The organism is Bacillus sp. FSL R10-2780, assembly GCF_038006125.1.
GTDB classification, from domain to species: domain Bacteria; phylum Bacillota; class Bacilli; order Bacillales; family Bacillaceae_G; genus Bacillus_A; species Bacillus_A cereus_U.
On sequence record NZ_JBBOUQ010000004.1, the window covers coordinates 44,862 to 68,944 of the forward strand.

The window sequence follows — 24,083 nt, forward strand, 5'->3', positions numbered from 1 at the left end:
TTATTTTGATAGTTTCGCAATAGCAGCTTCTAAAATAGTAAGCCCTTCTTCAAGCTGTTCATCTGTTATAACGAGAGGCGGCAAGAAGCGAAGTACATTACTATAAATACCAGCGCTTATCGTAATGACCCCTTTACTATGCGTTTCCTTCATAATCGCTTTAACCTCTTCTGCTGCTGGCTCTTTCGTCTCTTTATCTTTTACAAGCTCAATTGCAGTCATAGCACCAAGGCCTCTGACATCACCAATTAGTTCGTATTTATCTTTCCAGCTATTAAACACTTCCATCATGCGCTCGCCAATTTCTACAGCACGATTTACTAAATTCTCTTCTTCGATTACATCTAAAACAGCTAATGCAGCCGTGCAAGCAGCCGGACTTCCTGAGAAAGTACCACCTAATTGACCTGGCCCAGGTGCATCCATCAAATCCGCTCTTCCTGTTATCGCGCTCAGCGGCATTCCAGCAGCGATTGATTTTGAAAAAGTCATTAAATCAGGAGCTACGCCGAAATGATCCATTGCAAATAAGCTACCCGTACGAGCGAAACCAGTTTGAATTTCATCCGCAATCATAATAATTCCATATTTATCACAAATATTTCGAACACCTTGCATGAACGTAGTCGTCGGAACGATAAATCCACCTTCTCCTTGAAGCGGTTCCAAAATAATCGCAGCGATATTATCACTTGCTACTTCCTCTAACATAAAGCGTTCGAAATACGCTAAAATTTGCGCGTCTACTTCTTCTGGTGTCATTCCTTCTTCAGCGCGGTAATAGTACGGATATGGTAATTTGTATACTTCTGATACAAACGGCCCAAATCCATGCTTGTACGGTTTCACTTTACTTGTCAGTGACATCGTCAAAAGTGTACGTCCGTGATATGCACGCTCAAACGAAACAATCGCGCTTCTTCCAGTAGCTTTTCTCGCAATCTTCACCGCATTTTCTACTGCTTCTGCACCACTATTCGCAAACATCGTTTTTTTCTTAAAATCACCTGGCGTTAACTCATTCAGTCTTTCAGCTAATGCAATATAACTTTCATAAGGCGCTACGTGAAAACAACTATGAATAGAAGATTCCACTTGATCTTGAATCGCCTTTACTACTTTCGGATGACAATGCCCGACGTTTTGCATACCAATTCCGCCCGCAAAATCGATTAACTCATTACCATCTATATCAGTAATAATCGCTCCTTTTGCTGATTGCACATACAACTCTGTAATATTGTAAGGCCCTTCTGGCACCGCATTTTTTCTTCTTTCATGTAATATGCTAGATTTTGTAGTTGTAATATCTTTCTTCTCTTTCAACATGGAACATTACCCCTTTTCTTATTCTTTTTCTATGCTAACTTCCGAATCTTTTATAATCGTAAAATCATTCAACTTTTGCTTATCGAACTTTCTAACTCTTAAAAAATAACTTATTATTACTAGAATCGTAGCTAATAATGTCATGTAAAACTGCATACGCATATCTTCTATAAATGCTTGTGAAACAAATATCGTAATAATCATTAAAAGCGTTGCATATGTGAGATAAGGGAATAACCACATTTTCACTTTCAGCTTTCCAGCCCCTTCTCTTTCCCTTTCTCGTCTTAACTTGACATGTGAAACGGCAACGAACATATACATAAGCATCGTTACCCCGCCTGAACTATTCGCTAAAAACGCAAACAGTTTATCAGGAGATATAAATTTCAACATCGCGCAAATAAATGCAAATACGATACTTGCATAGATCGCTACAACCGGTGTCCCTCTACTATTTAACCGTGAGAAACTAGCCGGAGCATCGCCTTTTTTAGCAAGTGAAAATAACATACGCGAACTCGTATATATACCTGAGTTCATAACGGAAAGTAGTGATAAAAATACAACACCGTTCATAATTTCTGCGGCTGCAGGTACCCCTGCCATATTAAATAAACTTGCATACGGAAGTTTTAATAACTCCTTATCCGTCCACGGAATAAACATAACTAAAATCGTTACCGAACCTACGAAGAAAAGCATAAGGCGCCATACTACACTATTAATAGCTCGTATAACATTCTTCTCTGGATTTTCCGATTCCCCGGCTGCAATCGCGGCGACTTCGCTTCCCGATAAAGAGAAAGAAATAAATACAACGCTCAGTAAGACAGGAACAATTCCATTCGGGAAGAAGCCTCCATTTTCCGTAACCATAGCGAGACTCGGTCTCTCCACTCCTGGAACAAATCCAAAAAACATCGAAACTCCTAAAATTAAAAACGCAACAATCGCCACAACTTTAATAAACGCTAACCAATATTCAAACTCACCGTAGAGTTTTACTGAATATACATTCGTCATCGTCATTAAAAGGACCATACATAAACTCGCCAGCCATGCTGGAACCGACGGGAACCAATTGTTAATCATCACGCCTAAAAGCACCGCTTCAATTGCGATAATAATGACCCAGTTAAACCAATATAACCACCCAATCGTATACCCTGCCCACGGCCCAATTGCTTTGTTCGCATACGTTGCAAAAGAACCGCTATCAGGATTTTCCGCTGCCATCTCTCCTAACATCCGCATCACGAGCACAACCATTAAAGCGCCGATAATATAGGACAAAATCGCTGCTGGACCCGTCGATTGAATAATCGTTCCACTTCCTACAAACAAACCACCACCGATAACCCCGCCGATTGAAATCATTGTTATATGCCGAGTTTTTAAATCCTTCTGTAACTCCTTTTTCTCTTTAGCCAAACAATTCACCAGCCCCTCCATTAGCGTGAACGTGCACCATACTCCATTGACAACGCTTTCTAAAAATCCCCTCCTACTTTGACTAAAAAATAAAAAGAGCCAGAAAAACAATGTACACATTTACATTGGATTTTACTGTCTCTATCCGTATGGCTCGTCCTCCTGCTAAGGAAGTTCAAGTGGAAAGAAGCTCCGCTATTCAATTGAACAAAAGTAAACCCGGGCTTACAGAGAGGCTAATCACTGTCATCCGATAATAAGTTAATCATAATACAATAAGACTGAATATTCAATGTTCGTTTTCGCAAATTTCATGAATAAAAAAAGAAAATTCTCTTACCTCGCCACATATACTGTTCAAAAGAAAAAAGGAAGTGATCCAATGTATTACGGAACAAAGGGCTGGTACGTAGCTGAGCTTAAAAAATTAGGTGTTCGCTATCATGAAGGACGAAAACTAGAAAGTTACCGCGCACACGTATTACGCAATTTATTAATCGCACAACAAGAGACAACGAAAGAAGAGTAATTTACTAACAAAATTACTCTCGAGATATATCGTCTATTCAACAAATCCCGGCAAATCACCCATCTAAACTACCAACTAATCACACATTGATACAAACTAAAAAAAGGTCACCCAAACAGGCATGCCCATCAACTTAAGAATTCAGAATTACCCCAAAACGATAAAATAAGCTTTTTTGTCACAAGTGTAGCTTTGTAAAAAAGATTGATTATTTATAATAAAGTTTGATGTTTTCTTGTTGGATATTTATTTTAATCTAACGATAAACATTGTGAAGAAATGTACTTCAACTAACGGGGCAGGTTAGTTGAAGATCTCATCAGATAAGTAATAATATTTAAAGGAATAATTCATTCTGATAAATAACATTAAAAAACGTGATGATAAGGAGGCGATTGTATGGCCAATCATGTAGAAAATCTATATAGCTATCATGTATGGGCAAATCAACGGATTATTGATCATCTTAAGACACTTTCTCCTGAGAAATATCAAAAGGAAATGAAAAGTGTCTTTTCTTCTGTTTCAAAGGTTTTATCGCATCTCTATTTGGTGGAATATGGATGGCTTAATACCCTCGAGGGTCAGAGTATGAACGAAGCAATGCAATCTTCATTTCAAATTCAAGAAAAGATTGAGAAACTGCCCATTGAAGACTTAGAAACGGAATTTCACACTTTAACATCCCGGTTTAAAACCTTTTTGAACAGACAGGAAGATATGGAAAAGAGAATAATGTTGGATAATCCATGGGCAGGATTAAGAGAAACAAGTATATCTGAAATGGTCTTACACGTTGTGAATCATGGAACCTATCATAGAGGGAATATTTCAGCTATGTTACATCAGTTGGGTGATTCTTCAGTTATGACTGATTATGCTTTTTATTGGTATTCTTGAAATATTATTCATTAAGGCTCAGTAAAATAATCAAACTTTTTTATAAAAATCTCATACTTAGCTAAAAAGAGTAACTCCATTTTGATCAATCTTTATTCAAAATGGAGTTTTTGTATTTGTTGTTAAATAAGCGTTTAATAGCTTCCTCAACTTTAATTTTAGTTGTTTGATTTCTTTTTTCGTGTAGCTGCCTCAATTGCTCTTCACGATTAAAATTATCCATGTTTAACACCTTTCCTTTTCTTGCCCTCTAACTGTCTCTTCACACGTTCAAAACGTCCAAAAATGACATTTCCGTTTTTAATCGTTTCGTAAATGTTTTTGTATCTTTCTAAGTTCTTTTCGTTTGCTTCGACCATATCTTGGCGACCATATTCCTTTGAAGCTTCAATCATTTTGGTTGCACTTTCTATATGCAGCTCATATTTTTTTACATCAAATCTTGTCATACCAACTGCTAAGTCAAAACAAGGTTTTCCGTCGTTTGTTGTAAAGCAAGGGGGCTCTACTGCTAATGGACAATTACCCTTAGCACGACACGTCCAGTAAGGGTTGTCCAATGCATTTAGTTTCTCGTCTTTCCACATCCTTTATTTATTTCATTCATTATGTAAATAAAAAAGGATAATCAGCCTCATAATGGACTAACTATCCTGTAATTTATTAATTTAATAAACGGGTGACCTTTCCTATTCACAAACAAGAATTTGTCTAGAAAATGATCCTTTTCTTGTGATACAGCGGTCTGTAATTTCAAATCCCGCTTCATGAATCATGTCGTCCATTGTTTCCATCGTGACAACGACTACTTTTTTTGCAATGCGGCGCGCACTTGAAAGAATCGAGAGTTGATCTTCTGGTGTTGCGTGCGTAAATAGGTCGTACGGCATATCGATAATTGCGACGTCGTAGTTCTCAGTAATTTCTTCAATTGGGCCTTTTGTTACTGTTCCTTCAAACCCGAAATGTGCGATGTTTTTTCTCGTTCCAAGAACTACAAGTGGATTTATATCTCTACCAACGATGTTAATCCCCATAGAAAGTGCTTCTACTACTACTGTTCCAATACCGCAGCACGGGTCAATTGCTCGCACTCCATCTGGGTTTGGCACAGCGATATTTGCGACAGCTCTAGCAACACGTGTGCTCAGTGATGTCGAATAGCTATGCGGTTTTTTTATATGATGATACCAAACCGGATCACTTTCTACATAGTGTCCGAAGTACCAGCGTCCTCCAAGAGGAACAATCCCGAATACACGCTCTGGATTACGAACATCCGCTTCTCCTTCAATATGCATGCCAAGGTCTCGTTCAATAAGGCGTCTGTCCCCATATTCAATTTTATTTTCTCCAACAAGGTCATTAATTTTAACGAAGATGACTTTGAACGTCGCTCCCGCCAAGTCAATTTGTTCCACTTGTTTCAAGATGCTTTCTAAGTCGTCTCCTTCATACATAACCTCAACGCGCTCTTTAATAAACGGACTTCTACTCGGAGCAATCTTGACTTCACTTTTCAAAATATTAACGTGAGACTCCATCCCAAAGAACGAGCGCATTTCCAAGTAACATAAAGCACGCTCCTCTTCGCGAAACGCATACGTATATATACATGCAGGTGTTTTACTATGATTATTCAATCTATGATCATCCTTTATCATTTTAAATTGTTATGATTACAATTACTCGAATACTATTTATATAAAATTAAATGATATCACATGCCCGAAATAAAGAGAAACCTTTATAATTCATTTAATAAATAAAAGAGACTGCCTCTCAGCAATCTCTTCTATCATTCTCTCTATTTATTAACGGTAAGAAGATACGTCATTACCCATCGCTTCGTAGTAATCTAGAATACCAGCGTAAATAGCTTCTGCTGCACGTTGTCTCCATTTTTCAGTAGCTAGTTTTTCACCTTCGCCTTTAGCATCGATGAAACCTAGTTCAGCTAAAATAGCAGGCATTGTATTGTATTTCACTACATAGAAGTCTTCTGTTTTTACACCTCTATCATTTGATTGAAGTGCTTGTACTAAACGTTTTTGTACTTTTTCTGCTAGTACACGGCTCTCTTCTGAGTTTGGATTTGTTGCTGATTTGTAGTAGAATGTTTCCGTTCCTTCTACTTGTTCATTAAATCCGTTCGCATGAATACTTACAAAAATATCACCTTTATTTTCTTGCGCAAATTCTATACGTTTTTTCAAAGATTCACCAGGGGTATTTCCTGGACGTGTATCATCATCACGTGTTAATAAAACAGTAAATGGTGTCTTTTGTTCAAATAGTTTTTGTACGCGTAAAGATGTATCTAATACGATAGCACTTTCATCCATTTTCACACCAGAATGCCCTGGATCAACCCCGCCATGCCCCGGATCAATAATAATCGCTTTTCCTTCTAAGAAGTTCCCTTGTTTCACTGGGTTCAATTGATTTTTATCAACCCATTGGAAACCACTATTTGTACGAATGCGAATCCAGCTACCGCTTTCTTCAATAACAGTTACTTGTTGTGCTCCATATGTACCTAGTACTTTAGAAGTATGGGAAGCCCCTGCATATGTAGTGAATCCTTCATTAATAGCTTCTGTTTTCTCTACTAAAGGTGTCCATTTATCACCGTTACTTGTTGCAATTTTGATCCATCCATCTCGCTCTTCTTTTACTTCAACCATTTGTGGATCATGCTGATTTGCACTAATCCCAGATGTTAATGATGGTCCGTGATATGTAATGAATTTTCTATCCATATATATTTTCTTTGTTTCTACTGGACGATTACTATTCTTTCCAAATTTATCTGTTTGAGCAGTAAGCTGAGCTGCCTGTTCACGCGTAATAGAATTATCTGGTTTCCAGCCGTCACCTGTACCTAAAGAAAGTTTTAATTCTACTAAAATATTTACTTCTTCTTTACCCCAATGATTTTCTAAATCAGCGAATTTTGTGGGAACTGGTCCTGTTACTTGGCTTTTCAATTCATATGCCCTTACAAGCATAGCCGCCATTTCAGCGCGAGTTACTTGCCCTTCAGGATCAAATACTCCTGGTCCTCGTCCTTTAATAATATCCTTCTTTTCAATCGCTGCAATATATTGAGCTGCCCAATGATTTTTTGAATCATTAAAAGATGGCTTCACGTTTGGATCCACTTTAACGCCAATTGCTGTTGCGATAATCTTTGCCGCCTGAGCACGTGTTAAATTTCCTTGTGGCATAAAGTTACCATCTGGCATACCATTAATTACATTTCTCTCTACTAAATAATAAATTGCGTCTTTTGACCACGCATTGTCTGAAACATCGGGAAATTTCTTCGTTTCTGCTAAACTACTAATTGGATGTGCTAGTAAATTTGCTGCTAATATACCTGCGACTATTGCTTTGTACTTCATGAAAAATAAATCTCCTCTCGAAACTTCATATTTATACAATTATTCCCACGAAACTAACTATAAAATATTAACTAATAATTAATCCTTTCATAGTTTATAACATTATATATGTATAGTAAATACGTTTTCCCTTCACATAACAAAAACCGCATATATATAACTGATAATGAATGTATATAAAAAAGCGATTAGTACATATTACTCTAATCGCTTTTCCTAATGTATTATTTAAAATTTTCTTTAACATATATATTCCCTTCCTCCAAAGGAAGCTTTATCTGATCGATCCTTTCTGCTTTTCCCGTCTCAAGATTTGTTTGGAAAGTCGAAAAGTACCGTATTCCTTCTCCGTTATCCTAATTTCCAATAAGAAACTTCCCTTTATCTAAAGCTTTAAAACAAGTTCCTGCAATACCTAGATCACCTTCGCCAATTTTCACTTCGAGTACTTTCCCTTTATGAATATAAAAAATTCCCCCTGAACTTTCTTGAGAACATCCACTTAACGCTAAACTTACAACGATACTGCCTATCAATAGTTTCTTCATCTTGTCCCCAAAATGAAAAGCTGATTAAAAATAATATTTTCAATCAGCCCTCTCTATTTGCTATGAAATTATTCTCCAATTAAATTAGACATTACATATGCATAAACAAGCGCTTCTGTATGTGCAATCGAGCTTTCGTGCGTACGCTCAAATGCGTGAGAAGAATCAATACCAGCTCCAATTAACGCATGTTTCACATCAAATCCGGCGCGAATCGCAGCTGATGCATCTGATCCGTAATATGGATAAATATCCACTTTATATTCAATAGCGTTCGCTTTCGCCAATTCAACTAAATGTTTACGTAAAGCGTAATGGTATGGACCGCTAGAGTCTTTCGCACAAATGGATACTGTATATTCATCAGATGCTTGTCCATCACCTAACGCTCCCATATCAACTGCTAAATATTCTACCGTTTCTTCTGGAATATTTGAGTTTCCACCGTACCCAATTTCTTCATTATTAGAAATTAAGAAATGTGTTGTATATGGCAATGTTACCTTTTCATCTTGCAATCTTTTAATTAGTTTTAATAGAATTGCTACACTTACCTTATCGTCTAAATGACGTGATTTTATGTATCCACTCTTTGTAATTTGAACGCGTGGATCAAATGAAACGAAGTCTCCTACTTCTATTCCTAACCCACGTACTTCATCTGCTGAAAACACACGCTCATCGATACGAACTTCAATGTTTTTCTCATCGCGCTTCGCTTCCCCTGCATCTTTGTACACGTGGACAGAAGTTTGATGCATTAAAATTGTACCTGTATACGTCTTACCGCTTGACGTTTCAATTTCGCAATATTCCCCTTCTACAGAGTTCCAGCGAAATCCACCAATCATAGATAGACTAAGACGGCCATCAGGCTTAATTTCTTTCACCATTGCACCTAACGTATCAACGTGTGCAGTTAATAAACGATGCTGCTCATCATTCTTCCCTTTAACCGTTAAAATAAGAGCGCCTTTATTATTACGCTTCGTCTCTACATTCCACTCACTTACATAGTTTTCAATAAAATTAATAATTTTCGTCGTATTCCCAGATGGACTCGGAATAGAGACAAGCTCTTTAATCAATTCCATCGTTTCTTTCGCATGATGTGCCACTGTCGTTTCCCCCTCGCTTTTTCTACTATTTAGTATACAGAAATTACTATAAAACCTCTACTAATATAGTTTAATTTTCTAAATTGCAATAAAATTCACTTTACCCTAATCTTAATGACAAAAAAGCACAGCATTAACGCTGTGCTTTTACTATAAAACTACTCTTCCGAAACGTCCATCAAATAAATCCCTCTTGTAAATCCGCCGCGCTCTTCTTCTTTCTGCTTACGAATACGCTCTATATCTTCAATTGTTGCACCTTCTGCGCGCGCTAATGAAACAATAACTTCAAGTGCATCTGCAAGTGAATCTAGCGCATGTTCACGCTCTTTCATCGAAGCAAATTCACGAATTTCTTCTGTACCAATTTTCGCTAACGCTTGTATGTAAGCTTGTCCTGTTAATTTTTGTGCTGTATATGTTTTTCCAGACATTAAAATTTTCTCCGGGACACGATCTCTTACTAATCTGTTATAAGTTGACATCACTTTTCCTCCCACTTTTAATAACACCCAAGCTCTGCTTTATAGAAAAACCACTCTTTTTTCACACAAGCACTTAACATATCAATTCCTGATCCGTGCGCCCTTACTACCGGAAAGAAGTAATGCTCTGGTTCTTCTTTCTTATCGCCGTATAAGGTTTGATACTCATCAGGAATCGCCTCTTTTTTCACATCCCGTTCTTTCTTCACTTCACCAGAGAAAGCAACAGTTGGATGTCCTTCAAAGAATAATGCAGTCCGTACCGCAAGAGATGGTGTACTATGCAAAGCATAATATGTAAGTAAAATCATAACGATAACACCGATAATTTTCTTCATTTATTACTCCTAAAAAAAGTGCTAACACAATTATACTAAAATGTGTTAGCACTTTCTTCCCTTTATCTCGAATTAACAAGCAGTAAGACTAATAATCCGCGGGGGATAAACAAATACCCACGGATTAAAGTTTCACTTTATTCCCCTTTAAATGCTGGTAAACGTTTTTCTAGAAAAGCAGCAATACCTTCTTTATGATCCGCTGTTTGTCTCATCGCATATTGACCGCGTTTTTCAAGCTGCAGCGTTTGTTCTAAATTAGAGCGATTCACTTCACATAAAATTTGTTTCGTTTGGATCATCGCCTTAATCGGTTTTTGTAACCATTCATTAATTTTTTGCTCCACAGCCGTTTGGAAATCCTCACCGATTACTTCATCAATTAAACCGATATCTAGCGCTTCTGTCGCTGATAATTTCTTCCCTTCCCAAATGATCTTCTTCGTCATATTTTCACCGACGCGCTTTTGAAGGAAGAAATGGCCACCACCATCTGGAATTAAAGCGATTCCAATAAAGTTCATCGCAATAACTGATGATATATCTGCCATGACATAATCAGCTGTTAATGCAATACTTAATCCAAGCCCAGCAGTCGGCCCATGAATTGCACTAATAACAAGCTTCGGCATCGTATATAACGTCACAACGATTTCAGAAATTGTATTCATGATGCCTTCAAACTTACTTTCATCATTACTTGAAAGCATTGATTTAATATCTCCACCCGCAGAAAAACCACGGCCACTTCCGCATAAAACAACAACGTGAACAGAACTTTCCGCCACTTCTTTCAACTTTTGTAATAACTCTTTTAACGTTGGTTCATCTAATGCATTTAAAACCTCTGGACGATTGACCATAACCGTTGCTACGCGCCCTTCATATTTCACAACAACAGATTCTGTTTTACTTGTTACTTCCATTATATACCCCTCTTTTCCACATAAAGATTATACTTATATAATTATAGAAAGCATATTAAAAATCCTTCTTTTTTCTTAATTTTCTGTCTAATTTTCTCGTAATTTGTATATATCTCCGTATAAAACATACAATTTCGTTAAAAAATATAGAAATTAAAGTCGGTTTATCAATGCTTTTCATCTATTTACCATTACAATGAAATGGTGTATTCTTAAGTTTGATGCAAAAAAACAAATATTGAAATTCATTCGCCTTATTATGTAAATAAGGCTTTTATCCCCATCTCTTGGGTATTGAACTAAAGGAATGAAGACATGGAGGAATATATGGTTAATAAGTTGAAACAAACGGATAACTACTTCCCGCATTTCCTATTGCTATTCATTGTGTTTCAACCAATTTTAGATCTATTAACGTCTTTTTCAATCTATGTATTACACATGAGCGCAACAGTTGGAATCGTAGTCCGTTTCGCCTTTATGCTTCTTGCATTAGGTTATCTACTTCTTCATAGAGAACAACCTGGAGCGAAAAAGTACATTCTCTATTTATGCCTACTCGGGATCGTACTAGCAATTGGTCTTGCAAATAATATGATGATTAAATCTCCAGTTTCATTTGGCGAAGAAGTGAAATTTATTTTAAAGAGCATATATCCAATTGTGCTACTGTTTGGATATATTATCGTCTTTAAAGAGTTGAAAAATAAAGAATATACGTTGCATAAAATCATTACATATTTCTTATATACAACTTTAATTTTAAGCATCACACTGATTGTTGCAATGCAAACTGGTACAGATTTCCCAAGCTACCCTTACTCAAAGATTGGCTCAAGAGGTTGGTTCTTTGCTGGAAATGATTTAAGTTCTATTTTTGCAATTATGTTCCCAATCGTAGTGCTCTATTCGATTCATAAAACAACTTCTTTCTCGAAAATCTATTACTGGATTCCAACAATACTTGCGATGTATGCAAGTATTATGGTCGGAACGAAAGTAGGATATGGTGCAATTGTTCTAACGCTTGGCGTGGCACTGTTATTCTCATTCATTGAATATATGATTCATCGCAAAAAAGAAGGAAAAGGATTCACATATCTCGTAAATACAGTTGTTGCCGCTATTGTACTAGGAGGTTTAATTGTACTTACACCACATACTCCTATCGCGAAAAATATGGGCATCCACATGCAAATATACGAATACAAAAAATCAGTACAAGAAGAAAAGGATAGAAAAGAAGGAAAAGTAATTAAAGAAGACCCCGGCGAAGCAAAAAAACATGCAAAAGGTGAGCTAACAGACTCTGAGGTCAAAAGTTTAATTTACAGTGATCGCGATAAGTTTTTAAAAGTATACAAACAATACTATAAAGACGCACCACTATCACAAAAATTATTCGGAATGGGCTATGCTGGTAACTATACGGTTAAAATTAAATTAATCGAAATGGACTTCCACGACCTATTCTTTGCATTCGGAATCGTCGGTTTCCTTATTTACTTAATACCACTTCTATACTTCGGTATTAAATTATTCATTCGCATCATCACAAACTTCAAGAAAATATTAACTGTGAAATATATGCTATTAGCTAGCACCGTTGTACTATCACTCGGAATCGGCTTTATGTCCGGCCACGTATTAACAGCGCCGTCCGTTAGTATTTTCTTCGTCGTTATACTCGCTTACTTAATTGTTGATTTTGAAATTGAATAATAAAAAAGAAGGTGCTCAAAAAAGTCAGTTATGCTGGCTTTTTGAGCACCTTTTTTTAAAATGCATCTAGATAATCAGTTTTTCTCTTTTATATTTAATTAGTGTTTTACGTATTCTAAATTTTCTTTTGCGATATACGCTTCATTTACAGCAGGATTATCAGAAATAATTTTAACCCATGCTTGTCCATTTATCGTTTCTTCGCCTGTAACTGTTACAACTTTATTTGTAGTTAAGCGATAAAGTCTTTCATTTGATCTATGCGGATCCTTTTTCACTTCCACATCATTCGTCACACGAGCAAGTTTATACTTGTTGTATTCTTTTTTACCTAAATAAGAATCAAAACGGTACATGTGCCCAGCTACTTTTTTGCCCCAGTTCGCATCAGATGCATATTTCATATTTAAACCGCCAGCTTTATCACCTGTATATGTTGCTGTATAACGCCAATGTCCTGGATTTAAATACCCTTCACTCATGTATACTTTTGCGGCATGTTCAATACAATCTTCTTTTGAATTGAAAGATTCTCCGTTACCATACGGACTATCGTCTGTCGCTTTTAAACCAAATAAGTTATTTTTATCTTTTGCAAGAGCACTTGTTCCATAATAGCTCTCATGAACTGCTAATGAATATAGGAATAATGCATTTACATTATACTTACTTTCTACTTCTTTAAATTTCTTTCCTAAACCGATCAGTGGAGAATCTGGTTTAACCGATTTTATGTAACTATCTAATTGTTCAGCTGTATAGTCTGTTTTAGAACGTAATGATAAATAATTGAAATATTGATAGAAAGTTTCATTTCCAAACGTCTTTCCATCTACACTATACATTTGCTGTCCTTGCTTCATGAAAGAAGGTGCCGTACCATATCTAAATTCTGTATATCCAGGTGAACTTGTATTATATGTATAATATCTATGGTATAAATATCCATCTGATTTTACATAATAAGAGGACTTTTTCATTTCATTTTCAGGAATTAAAGTAATTTCATTTTTCTTCACATAACCTGTTAAATCAGAGAGTTGAACTTTCACACGATCTTCCCCAACTTCTAGCACTTTAAATTCCGTTCCATACTGAACATACGTATAAACCGTTTGTAAATCGTTACCATAAACATTAATTATATTTTGTCCTTCTACTCGCTTCGCACTTGCAAATCCATCTTTAATCCATAAGAATTCATTTTCATACTTCACTGCATTAATACCTTTATTTTGCGCAGCTGTAACTGCTTCTTTATATGTACTATAGCGCTCTAGTTCTTGCTCTGTCCCATTTTCTCTTACATTTGTCACGACATATTTCTTTGTTTCTACAAGATTACTATTCCCATTTTTTTCAATCGTCTGAAGCATTCGATCCAACATTGCTGAAGCCATACCTCTTGTAGCTGATAAATGTGGTCTAAATGTATTATCTTCTGGATATCCTTTAATAATTTGAGTAGCCACCATAACTTGTACATGCTCTTTATAGTTAATACTATCTTTATCAGTAAAGGTAAGCGGACTTACAGCTATTTTAATATTTTTATAATCTAATGCTCGCTTTACCATTATCGCCATTTCTTCACGTGTAATCACATCATTTGGCGAAAACGTCTCGTTAGTACGTCCATTAATAATTTTCGCTCCAAATGCTCTACTTACACCGTCATATAAACCGTAAGATGGTGGTACATCTTTGAAGTTCGAATCAGCTTTCGGTAAATTTAAAGACCTTGCTATTAATGTAGCAAACTCTGCCCTCGTTACTTGTTTATCAGGTGCATATACATTCTCTCCATACCCCATCAAAATTCCTTTAGTAATGAGCGAACGCATATTAGTCTCAAACATATGTCCTGTAATATCATCATTTGCCGCATAGCTTGAAATAGGAGTTAAAAGTAATGATCCCGTTAATGCCACTGCTGTTATACCTTTTGAAAAAGTCTTCACGGTTGTCCTCCTCGTAATCTACGAATTTATTATTCCAAAACTGATTATATACTAATTATATCGGAATAATAAACAAAAATTAATATAAAATATTATTTGTTTTTTATTATATTAAGATATCGCAAACCTATATTGAATCCTTTATGATTTCATATTCAATTCTATTCCTATAGAAATAACTACGTAGGATAGCTCTGTTGTACTTAAATCACTGCAAATATTAACACTATTATTTTTTATAAATTGCTACGTACAGAAAAACAATACAAAAAACACTCTATTTTTTTAATAGAGTGTTTTTTTCTATATGATGAACGAGTTTCTTTGTTGCCTGTTCGCCTTGCAACTGAAGCTCATCTATTGTCCGTTGTAAAGCTTGCTGTATATTGTCTTGCTGCGTCATTTGCTTTTTCGCAATCTTATATAAATCTTCGGCACTCCAGTCTCCATCTACACTTCCTATAACTGGTTGCTTCACTTGTCGTGAGAACGAATCAATTTTTGGATCGTATGAAATTCCGACCATTGGCGTTTTCGCTACGACAGAAAAAATAAGAGCGTGAAGGCGCATGCCTATTAAAAGTGAACACTTTGATAAAATAGATATTTTCTCATCAATATCCATTTTATATGGAAGCATATAAGTCTCTTCATCCATTAAATCCGCTACTTCACGCGAAGCATCTTGATCAAATGGACTGTGCATCGGGACAAATAAAATTTGGTACCCTTCTTGCTTCAATTTTTTCAGTGCAATAGCTAACTTTTTTATATAATCTTCATTTGCACCCCAATAACGTACACTAACCGCAATTATTTTCCCATGTAGCGAATGCTTTTGTAACCAATCTGATTGTTTCTCTCTTTTCCATGTTAAAACTGGATCTGGAACAAGTTCAATATCCTTTTTCACTCCAAGTTCTTTTAAATAGAAAAAAGAATCCTCATCTCGCACAGATATGTAAGCCGCTTTCGACAACTGCCATTTTACTAATAAACGATTATGTCTTTTCCTAATCGGTCCTATTCCTTGTGAATAAATATAATAGGGCTTTTTTAATAACCGCGCAAATCCCAGAATACCTGTATAATATAAAATGCTCTTCATACTCGTTTGATCTTGAAGGAGGCTTCCTCCACCGCTAATAAGTCCGTCACTTTTTTTTATCACGTCATAAACCGCCTTTATGTCCCAGCGATCTACAGCTTCTACATCGTACACTTCCCTTGTATAGTCAGGATCATTTGACATCACAACGAGTTGAATATTCGGAATTTCTTTTTTTAACGATTTGATAATCGATTGTAGAATAGCTTCGTCTCCAATGTTATGAAAACCATAATATCCTGATAAAACTAACTGCACTCTTAATCTCCTCCAACATTTGGCAACCAATTTTTCACCCATCATAAATTGGCGCCAATTCCTTACCTAAAAAACGAAATACTTTAAAATGTATCCTCTTAATAAGCCCACTCAAATGCCAATACGATAATTTCGTAGTTATATATTTATTTTTTCAAAAATGGTATTTGTTTTTTTGATATCCAGTTTAATTTCAAAGCACATACCCCATACAAAATTGTCGTAATAGTAAGTGCTACACCACTATAAAATAGCGTAATTATTCTTGACGATGTAACCTCTATAATAGTAGATAGTTCATACAATCCTAATCCAAAAATACAAGCTATTCCTATTACAGCAAAAAATCTTCCTATATGAATAGGATAGGAAAGAGATTTTCGAATACACAGATGATTTACGATACAGATTAACATATATATAATCAATGTGCTATAAGCCGCCCCAACGATGCCAAACTTTCTCACTAATACGATGTTTAACAATACTTTCACAGAGCTTGCTCCAATAACAATCCATGCAGCTTGTGCAGAGCGGTTAATCCCTTGTAAAATCCCTATTGATAATACCATAACCGATGTAAAATATGAACTGCCAATCATAACCGCTAACATACCGCTTCCTTTTGCATCTGTGAACAATCCCACATTTAATGGTACTGTTAATGCCATTAACCATATTGTTAATGGTGCTGTCAAAACATGCGCTAGTCTGTTTGTATTTTGAACTGTTATTTTCGCTAAATTTATATCTCTTTTTGCTAATGCAGACGTTAATAGCGGTATTAACGGAAATACAATTGCACTTGCGAAAACAACAATTAATTGCGTGAATGCAAAGCCACGGCTATATATTCCAAATTGTACTTGAATCTCTGTCGGTGATCCTTGTAACACATGTGGCACTGTAAGAGAGTCTACTAAGTTTAAAAGTGGCATTGATAAAGCCCCTATAGCAATTGGAATCGATACCTGTAGTATCCTTTTCCCGTCTTCTCTTAAATCTCGAAGCGAATACGAGCTGTCCTTATAATAGTATGGACTTTTATTATACTTCATACGCAAATATATAAGTGAACCAATTACTCCGAGAAAAGATCCAACCATTGCACCACTAGTAATAACCGCACTACTCTTATTCCAATATACTAGTATATAAGCGATTATTAACATAAATAATACTCGCACAAATTGCTCAATTACTTGTGATATCCCCGTCGGTTTCATATCACCGAACCCTTGAAAATAACCACGATAAACCGCCATATATGGTGCAACAAGTAGCGCCAATGAAGTAACAAGTAACGGCAACCTTGTTTCTTGTCCACCAAGCATATTTGCAATTTCAGTAGAAAATAATATAATCACGAAACATCCGAAAGCTCCAAATGCCACTCCTATAATCGATGCCGATTTAAATAATTTCGCAATTCCTTTTTGATTATTTTTTTCATGCAACTCCGCAATCAATTTCGAGATTGCTAGCGGAACACCAGCTACTGATAATGTAAGAGCAATCATATATACAGGAAAAACAAGACGAAAAATACCAAGCACTTCATCTCCTGCAATATTTTGCAATGGAATTTGAAAGAAACTCCCAAGCAATTTCGACAAAAAAGTTGTAATTGTTAAAATTGCTGCACCTTTTACAAACTTCTTATTCATGTTCCTTCTCTTTTCTTTTCTTTTCTTTTCTTTTCTTTTCTTTTCTTTTCTTTTCTTTTATCATTCTTAACCAAGAAGACTCCTTCCTCAATTTGTGTGTAAGTGTAAAACACAAATTGAGGAAGATGAATCGGCTTTTTGTATAGAAAAACATATGTTTTTTTGTACAAATTTCTCATTAAAAACTGAAGATATGAGGTTGTAGCGGGTATACAATGTAAAATCTTCAACGTAAAATTCTGGACCTAGCGAAAACCAAGCCATTCAGGGACGTATGGATCCAATCAGTATACAATTTTTTGCACTGTAGGAAATACGGATAAAGCCTACTAAAATAACTAGCGGGGCGTTCAAGCATATATTCTCAAACAAATTGTTATGAACTATAGAGACTGCCTTTTCTCTCATTAAATTATCATAACAAATTTCTTATATGTTGAATACTTTCTTTTTTTAGAGAAAAGAAGGATGTTACAAACATATACAAATAATAATAACCTTCACACTCTATAATACAATTCATGTGAAGGTTATTATTATTATATTGCTTCAGCTTTCAAAAAGTGTAATTTCTCTTTTTGCTCATCATTCGCCATCATTACTATCGTCTTTTCAACATGCGGATGTACATGTTCAAGTGTCACACTCGCTCCTACTTTATCCGATTGCTCAACAAAGTTTAATAATGCCATAGCTCCTGATACATCCATATAACGTACATCTTTCATACGCAAAATAACTGGTGACTTCACATTTTGTAAAGAAGCAAAAATACGATCTACTGATAGAAATGAAAGTGGTCCCTGAATCGTATACGTCGCTTCTTTTTCTTTTATAATAGAAGCTTTACGTTCTTTACATTTCACCATGTATATAATGAAGGAAAGAATAATGCCAAACGCAACAGCAACCATTAAATCGAATTTCACTGTCACAAACATCGTCACGAACATAACAATCACATCGCCTCTCGGTGCTACATGTGCTTTCCTCATACTTTCCCAATCAAACATCCCGATGCCAGTTAAAATTAAAATACCTGATAAAACAGCAAGCGGAATATATTGTACCACTGAACCGAGTCCCATAATGAAAATGAATAAGATGACGCTATGCATACAAGCTGAAAGTGCTGTCTTCCCCCCGCTTCTTATATTGACGATAGATCTAACAGTTGCACCTGCTCCTGCTAATCCTCCGAACAAACCACTCGCAACATTACCAATACCTTGCCCGATTAACTCTTTATTACTTTTATGACGTGTCCCCGTCACATTATCCATTACGACAGACGTTAATAATGAGTCAATTGATCCTAGTAAAGCAATACTAAGTGCTGGTAATACAAGCGCTAACATGCCATTTGCGTCTAAATTCGGTACGTGAAGCGATGGCATCGCCTCTGGAATTGCACCAATCTTTTCAATCATCTTATTTAAAGAAAGAGTTCCTACAACTGGTAAGTTTACCGTAATTCCTTGTAGCATAGAAGAAAATAACGGCAACGTTACTGTAACACCTACTAATGCTACTAAACTTGATGGAATGGACTTAATCCATTTTCCAGAAACAATCATTACAATGATCGTTAATAACACAAGTAGAAAGCTATTTTGTACGTGCTTCATTTCACCTAAAATAATGATCAGTGCAATTCCGTTCATAAATCCTGAAACAACAGGATACGGAATGTAACGAGCGTAAGAGCCGAGCTTACATACACCAAATAAGATTTGAAATAACCCTGCCATCATAAATGCAATAAAACTCGCTTCTAATCCGTGAGTTGCAATAACGCCTGTTGCAATAACTGTAATCGGCCCAGTAGGACCCGTTACTTGCCCCGGTGTACCGCCAAATAACGCCGCAAACAAACCTGCAAAAATCGCACCATACAATCCGACCAATGCTCCCTCAGACGTTCCCGTTGCGGCAATACCAAATGCAATTGCTAGCGGCAAAGCAACAATCGCAACAGTAAACCCTGCTAAACATTCCTTTGCTATTTTTTGAAACATATAAACAACCACCTTTGTATAAAGTCCACGTTCCATTGTACATCTAAAACAAATCATTCGTTAGCGTATTTATAAAAAACTCTTTACAGTCTCGTGAAGTAAACGTCTACATTGATAAATAGCCTTCCCAAATCAAACTAAAAAACAGCAATATGACGAATCTACCTTTGGAAACAAACTTGACTATGCTATAATGAACAAATTAAATCTTTTACTATATACTTGGAGGCACTATGCTAACTTTTGAAGAAAAATTATCAATTATTGAATCTTTCCCGGAATTAGAAAGAAAGAACGTATCATTAAAACGCGTAAACTTTCACTTTGAAGAAAGTCGTTTAGATAAAAAGAACGTTGTATATCATTTACACCCAAATGGAAACGGATTTGTATATGCAAACTTCATTAAAGGTTATAAAACAGATGATAAAGGTATGATTAACATCCGTGAGTTTTCAGAAGAAGAACTGCGTTCATTAATTGAAAAAGTAATTGAACGTCTATCACAGGAGCAAGAGGAAATTGTAGCACCAATGGAACCTGCTGCCGAAGAGGAGTGGCGTAACGAAGACGGTCATATCCTAACTCTTATCTCAGAGGATGACATGTGGAACGTTTACGCTGGCGTAAACTTAGACGGTACATTCAACTCTTATCCAGAAGCTGCGGAATACCTTGATGAAGAAGGTTTCTCACGTAAATAATACGTTCCTTACTACTAATGAGGCCGTCCCAAAAGTTTTTTGGGACGGCCCTCTTTTTATTAATAGGTAGGCTATTATTGTTGTATTTTGCAGTTAAGTCGATATAATGAGATTTATGTTGCAATTTTACCCAATAAGAACATAACTCCATTTCAAAGTTAGGATTTTGGGACAGTCCCATCCATAAAATTATGGAATCAAAACTTCTTATTCTCACTATCCCCTATAAAAATTTGAATTTGACAACTATACGACTCCGTATTAAAAAAATCATTAACTAACTCTACTTCAATAAAACTCTCTACTTCTATATTATTTTCTTTTGTATATTTAATTATATTATTTCGACGTTCTTCTTCATTTTCTTTACTATACGCTAATGTTACATATTTCCCGCCCGGTAATACTTTTATATTTGGCATCTCTTCCATATGTACATGATCTTGTACTTTATTAAAAACATACTTTGGCTCTACATCCCACTTTTCATTGACATTGTATAGAATACCCATCTCCATTGACATCTTATCTTCATAATCTTGAATGATTTTCTCTAAATTAGAATAATACAGTAACTCCTGTAAACTCCCCACTTCTTTGCATGGCGCTACAATCACATTCCGCTGTTCAAAGAACTGAATACACACTTCATCACTTTTTAATATTTCCTGTGAACTCCCTACTTTCTCATTTAACCCATCAATCGTTTCAATTACCTCTTTCATTTTCTTTATATGCTCTTCCGCTTCCGCTCTCTTTACTTGTAAAAATTGCAGCAACTTGTCCGTATTGCATTCCTTAAAAATCTCTTGAAGTTCTACTATACTCGTATTCAACTCTCTACAACTTTTTATAATATCAATGTGAATGAATTGATCTATAGAATAATATCTATATCCTGTTGATTCATCAATATGTTTTGGAATAAGAATTCCCATCTTATGATAGTACCTTAATGCCTTTATCGTTATATCCTTTATTTTTGCAACTTCTCCAATAGAAAATAATGTTTTCACCTGAATCTCTTCCTTTTTATTTTTTCGCATGCAACCATTGACTCTCCCCTTAGAGGAGACCTTATTATTTATAATAAGTCATTTACATTAATAAAGGGAGTATACAATTATGAACACAGTAAAATATAGAAGTCTTGTTAAGGAAGACTATGAGCCTATAAAACATTTAATTGGTGAGGCATTTGGGTTTAATAAATTCATTACAGATAAAAAATTTTTAAATTCAATATTAAACTTCTACCTACACAGTTGCATTTTAGGAAGTTCCTTTAGTAAGGTAGCTGAAAAAGATAATAAAGTTATCGGTGTCATTTTAGGCGATTCTGAAAAAGATAAAAACCGTTTAAAGAGATTCCATAATACTGTTAGCTTTTCCTTTAACACGCTGAAACTATTCATGACGAATAAAGAGAATAGAGGATTTTTAAAAGCATTTATAAAAGTTCAAAAAACATATAAAGAACTAATTCAAGGAAAAGAAGATCATTTTCAAGGCTGTATACAATTATTCATCGTATCCGAAGAATCTAGAGGTCTTGGAGTTGGGAAATCTTTATTAAATTATTTATTCCAATACATGACAAAAGAAGATGTAACATCTTTATATTTATATACAGATAACGAATGTAACTATGAATTTTATGACAAACAAAACTTCCAACGTATACAAGAAAAAGCAGTTAATTTCGGACCAAAAGAAGAAGATTTCAACATATTTTTATACCGCTATAACTTTAACTAATAGTAACATTTACACTTCGATGCTCTTTGCTAATTAGCAAAGAGCTATATTAAGTATGATATCACTCGCGAGTGGTTGTCAAAAAATCATACTAGCTTAAATCCTCCAGCCAAACTCTTCTACTACTATTGTTTCAGTTCGATTAGCGCGAAAAAGAGGAAGATGTGTAACAACTTCAATGTAAAAAGGAGCGCACAACATGGAATGGATTCACGAATTATTTCAGCAATATGGGTATTATGTAGTACTTGTTGGATTACTTTTAGAATATATTGCTCTTCCGTTTCCAGGAGAGCCAACATTAGCCTATGCAGGATTTTTATCACATCAAGGTGATTTGAGTTTACCAATTTTAATTATTTTATCCTTTATTGGGACAAGCGTAGGTATGACATTCCAATACTTTTTAGGAAATAAACTTGGCATGCCTTTCATTCAGAAATACGGGAAATATGTATTTTTAACAGAACGGAAAATTAATTTAACGAAAATGTGGTTTGATAAATACGGCTATTTTCTAATCTTTATCGCCTTTTTCATTCCAGGCGTTCGCCACTTCACAGGATACTTTGCAGGAATTATCAACTTACCGTTTCGCCGCTTTGCGATGACAATTTATTCAGGCGCCCTATTTTGGGTATCCTTCTTCTTAATCGGTGGGTATTGGTTAGGGGAAAATTTAGAAGATATATTCCTCGTACTTGAACAACACATTTGGAAAATTATCTTCGGTATTATTATCATTACGCTAATCACCCGATTTCGCAAAAAAATAAAGCATGTGTTTATAAAAAATCTAAATTAAAACGAGCAGCATGTTATTAAAATCGTTCATCCATAAGTATTATCCAGCTTAGCTGATTACACAAATAATAAAGTGAAACTTTAATCAGTGGGAGTTTTGTCCATCCCCCACTGATTATCAGCCCTCACCAATCGGGCTTTTACGGGCAGTTATCTCCCACCTAACTCCCTCGCATTCACCGAATTTCGAGGTGGGAGTTTTACTGCCCGTTAATGCGGGATAAAAAAAAGCGGAGACCCATTGTCTCCGCTTTTTCACATACATCTTGTTTCCGAACTAACTCTCACGCTCATTAATTTTTTTTACGTCTAAACAGCATCGCTCCAAAAATTAATGCGAACATACCTGCAATAAGAGAAGTAGATTCTGTTGATGCTCCTCCTGTTTGAGGAAGTAATTTTGATTGCTTATTATTTTCTTTACTAGATGGTACTTCAGATTTATTTTGTACATCTTGTTTGCTTTGTACTTCTTGTTTGTTTTGTACTTCTACTTTATCTTGTACCTCTTGTTTGTTTGATACTTCCGGTTTCTCTTTTACCTCTGGTTTTTCTAACACATTCGGTTCTTCTGTTACCTTCGGCTCTTCCGGCTTTTCTTCTGTTAACTCTTTTGTTGTTTCTTCTTTATTTTCTTCTTCCTCTGGTGTTACCAAAATCTCCGGCTTCTCTTTTACCTCTGGTTTCTCGAACACATTCGGTTCTTCTGTTACCTTTGGTTCTTCCGGTTTTAATGACTCTTCGATTTCTTCTGTTGTTTCTTCTTTATTTTCTTCTTCGTTCGGTTTTACCAAAATCTCCGGCTTCTCTTTTACCTCTGGCTTCTCTAACACATTCGGTTCTTCTGTTACCTTTGGCTCTTCCGGTTTTAATGACTCTTCGATTTCTTCTGTTGTTTCTTCTTTATTTTCTTCTTCGTTCGGTTTTACCAAAATCTCCGGCTTCTCTTTTACCTCTGGTTTCTCTAGAACATTCGGTTCTTCTGTTACCTTTGGTTCTTCCGGTTTTAATGACTCTTCGATTTCTTCTGTTGTTTCTTCTTTATTTTCTTCTTCGATCGGTTTTACCA

The 24,083-nt window shown here is 35.6% G+C and carries 21 protein-coding genes and 1 pseudogene; 6 read left to right on the forward strand and 16 right to left on the reverse strand.

Going from position 1 to position 24,083, the window contains the following annotated elements; all coding sequences use genetic code 11:
• A complete protein-coding gene (gene gabT, locus NSQ47_RS27460; RefSeq protein ID WP_341038862.1) occupies positions 1–1,329 on the reverse strand; it encodes a 4-aminobutyrate--2-oxoglutarate transaminase in 1,329 nt (442 codons plus the stop codon).
• A gap of 18 nt (positions 1,330–1,347) precedes the next feature.
• Positions 1,348–2,772, reverse strand: a complete 1,425-nt coding sequence (locus tag NSQ47_RS27465) for an amino acid permease (protein WP_341038865.1) — start codon at positions 2,770–2,772, stop codon at positions 1,348–1,350.
• Between the two features lie 304 nt (positions 2,773–3,076).
• On the opposite strand from NSQ47_RS27465, the gene NSQ47_RS27470 reads away from it, so the two are divergent.
• Together NSQ47_RS27470 and NSQ47_RS27475 are read left to right on the forward strand one after the other, a co-directional pair.
• Entirely contained in the window at positions 3,077–3,292 is a 216-nt protein-coding gene (locus NSQ47_RS27470) for a YflJ family protein (RefSeq protein WP_033710642.1), read from the forward strand.
• A gap of 399 nt (positions 3,293–3,691) precedes the next feature.
• Complete coding sequence (locus NSQ47_RS27475) at positions 3,692–4,192, forward strand: DinB family protein (RefSeq protein WP_078173986.1); 501 nt, start codon at positions 3,692–3,694, stop codon at positions 4,190–4,192.
• Positions 4,193–4,407: 215 nt separating this feature from the next.
• Here NSQ47_RS27475 and NSQ47_RS27485 read toward each other — a convergent pair.
• The 8 genes and pseudogenes from NSQ47_RS27485 to NSQ47_RS27520 all read right to left on the reverse strand — a co-directional run.
• Positions 4,408–4,779, reverse strand: a pseudogene (locus NSQ47_RS27485) (tyrosine-type recombinase/integrase); the annotation flags it as partial.
• A gap of 102 nt (positions 4,780–4,881) precedes the next feature.
• Positions 4,882–5,835, reverse strand: a complete 954-nt coding sequence (locus NSQ47_RS27490) for a TRM11 family SAM-dependent methyltransferase (RefSeq protein WP_002159101.1) — start codon at positions 5,833–5,835, stop codon at positions 4,882–4,884.
• 171 nt (positions 5,836–6,006) lie between these two features.
• Entirely contained in the window at positions 6,007–7,599 is a 1,593-nt protein-coding gene (locus NSQ47_RS27495; RefSeq protein WP_341038869.1) for an N-acetylmuramoyl-L-alanine amidase, read from the reverse strand.
• 356 nt (positions 7,600–7,955) lie between these two features.
• Positions 7,956–8,147: a hypothetical protein gene (locus NSQ47_RS28305; RefSeq protein ID WP_207391259.1), complete on the reverse strand. Its 192-nt coding sequence runs from the start codon at positions 8,145–8,147 to the stop codon at positions 7,956–7,958.
• A 68-nt stretch (positions 8,148–8,215) separates the two neighbouring features.
• Entirely contained in the window at positions 8,216–9,265 is a 1,050-nt protein-coding gene (locus tag NSQ47_RS27505; RefSeq protein WP_131231741.1) for a M42 family metallopeptidase, read from the reverse strand.
• A gap of 158 nt (positions 9,266–9,423) precedes the next feature.
• The gene (locus NSQ47_RS27510) at positions 9,424–9,750 is read right to left on the reverse strand and encodes a nucleoside triphosphate pyrophosphohydrolase (protein ID WP_002159106.1); all 327 of its coding nucleotides are present in this window, start codon (positions 9,748–9,750) and stop codon (positions 9,424–9,426) included.
• A gap of 17 nt (positions 9,751–9,767) precedes the next feature.
• Positions 9,768–10,088, reverse strand: a complete 321-nt coding sequence (locus NSQ47_RS27515) for a hypothetical protein (RefSeq protein ID WP_070141060.1) — start codon at positions 10,086–10,088, stop codon at positions 9,768–9,770.
• Positions 10,089–10,225: 137 nt separating this feature from the next.
• Positions 10,226–11,014 (reverse strand): enoyl-CoA hydratase, encoded by a 789-nt coding sequence (locus tag NSQ47_RS27520; RefSeq protein WP_341038875.1) that lies wholly within the window; start codon positions 11,012–11,014, stop codon positions 10,226–10,228.
• Positions 11,015–11,341: 327 nt separating this feature from the next.
• Here NSQ47_RS27520 and NSQ47_RS27525 point away from each other — a divergent pair, with 327 nt between their 5' ends.
• Positions 11,342–12,736: an O-antigen ligase family protein gene (locus tag NSQ47_RS27525; protein ID WP_341038877.1), complete on the forward strand. Its 1,395-nt coding sequence runs from the start codon at positions 11,342–11,344 to the stop codon at positions 12,734–12,736.
• Positions 12,737–12,834: 98 nt separating this feature from the next.
• Here the strand turns inward: NSQ47_RS27525 and NSQ47_RS27530 are convergent, their stop codons facing one another.
• The 4 genes from NSQ47_RS27530 to NSQ47_RS27545 all read right to left on the reverse strand — a co-directional run bounded on the left by NSQ47_RS27530 (position 12,835) and on the right by NSQ47_RS27545 (position 19,748).
• Complete coding sequence (locus NSQ47_RS27530; RefSeq protein ID WP_341038879.1) at positions 12,835–14,697, reverse strand: S-layer homology domain-containing protein; 1,863 nt, start codon at positions 14,695–14,697, stop codon at positions 12,835–12,837.
• Positions 14,698–14,974: 277 nt separating this feature from the next.
• Positions 14,975–16,063 (reverse strand): polysaccharide pyruvyl transferase CsaB, encoded by a 1,089-nt coding sequence (gene csaB / locus NSQ47_RS27535; RefSeq protein ID WP_215598129.1) that lies wholly within the window; start codon positions 16,061–16,063, stop codon positions 14,975–14,977.
• A gap of 146 nt (positions 16,064–16,209) precedes the next feature.
• Positions 16,210–17,730: a putative polysaccharide biosynthesis protein gene (locus NSQ47_RS27540; RefSeq protein WP_341038883.1), complete on the reverse strand. Its 1,521-nt coding sequence runs from the start codon at positions 17,728–17,730 to the stop codon at positions 16,210–16,212.
• A gap of 539 nt (positions 17,731–18,269) precedes the next feature.
• A complete protein-coding gene (locus tag NSQ47_RS27545; protein WP_341038885.1) occupies positions 18,270–19,748 on the reverse strand; it encodes a SulP family inorganic anion transporter in 1,479 nt (492 codons plus the stop codon).
• 233 nt (positions 19,749–19,981) lie between these two features.
• Here NSQ47_RS27545 and NSQ47_RS27550 point away from each other — a divergent pair, with 233 nt between their 5' ends.
• Positions 19,982–20,452, forward strand: a complete 471-nt coding sequence (locus NSQ47_RS27550; RefSeq protein WP_016103847.1) for a hypothetical protein — start codon at positions 19,982–19,984, stop codon at positions 20,450–20,452.
• A gap of 197 nt (positions 20,453–20,649) precedes the next feature.
• Here the strand turns inward: NSQ47_RS27550 and NSQ47_RS27555 are convergent, their stop codons facing one another.
• On the reverse strand, positions 20,650–21,498 hold the full coding sequence (locus NSQ47_RS27555) for a MerR family transcriptional regulator (RefSeq protein WP_341038887.1): 849 nt from the start codon (positions 21,496–21,498) through the stop codon (positions 20,650–20,652).
• Between the two features lie 79 nt (positions 21,499–21,577).
• Between NSQ47_RS27555 and NSQ47_RS27560 the strand changes: the two genes are divergently transcribed.
• A complete protein-coding gene (locus NSQ47_RS27560) occupies positions 21,578–22,210 on the forward strand; it encodes a GNAT family N-acetyltransferase (RefSeq protein ID WP_131231735.1) in 633 nt (210 codons plus the stop codon).
• Positions 22,211–22,409: 199 nt separating this feature from the next.
• Entirely contained in the window at positions 22,410–23,015 is a 606-nt protein-coding gene (locus NSQ47_RS27565; RefSeq protein ID WP_002159117.1) for a DedA family protein, read from the forward strand.
• 292 nt (positions 23,016–23,307) lie between these two features.
• On the opposite strand, the gene NSQ47_RS27570 is transcribed toward NSQ47_RS27565, so the two are convergent.
• Positions 23,308–24,083, reverse strand: a 776-nt coding sequence (locus NSQ47_RS27570; protein WP_341038889.1) for an LPXTG cell wall anchor domain-containing protein, incomplete at its 5' end; no start/stop codon positions are given.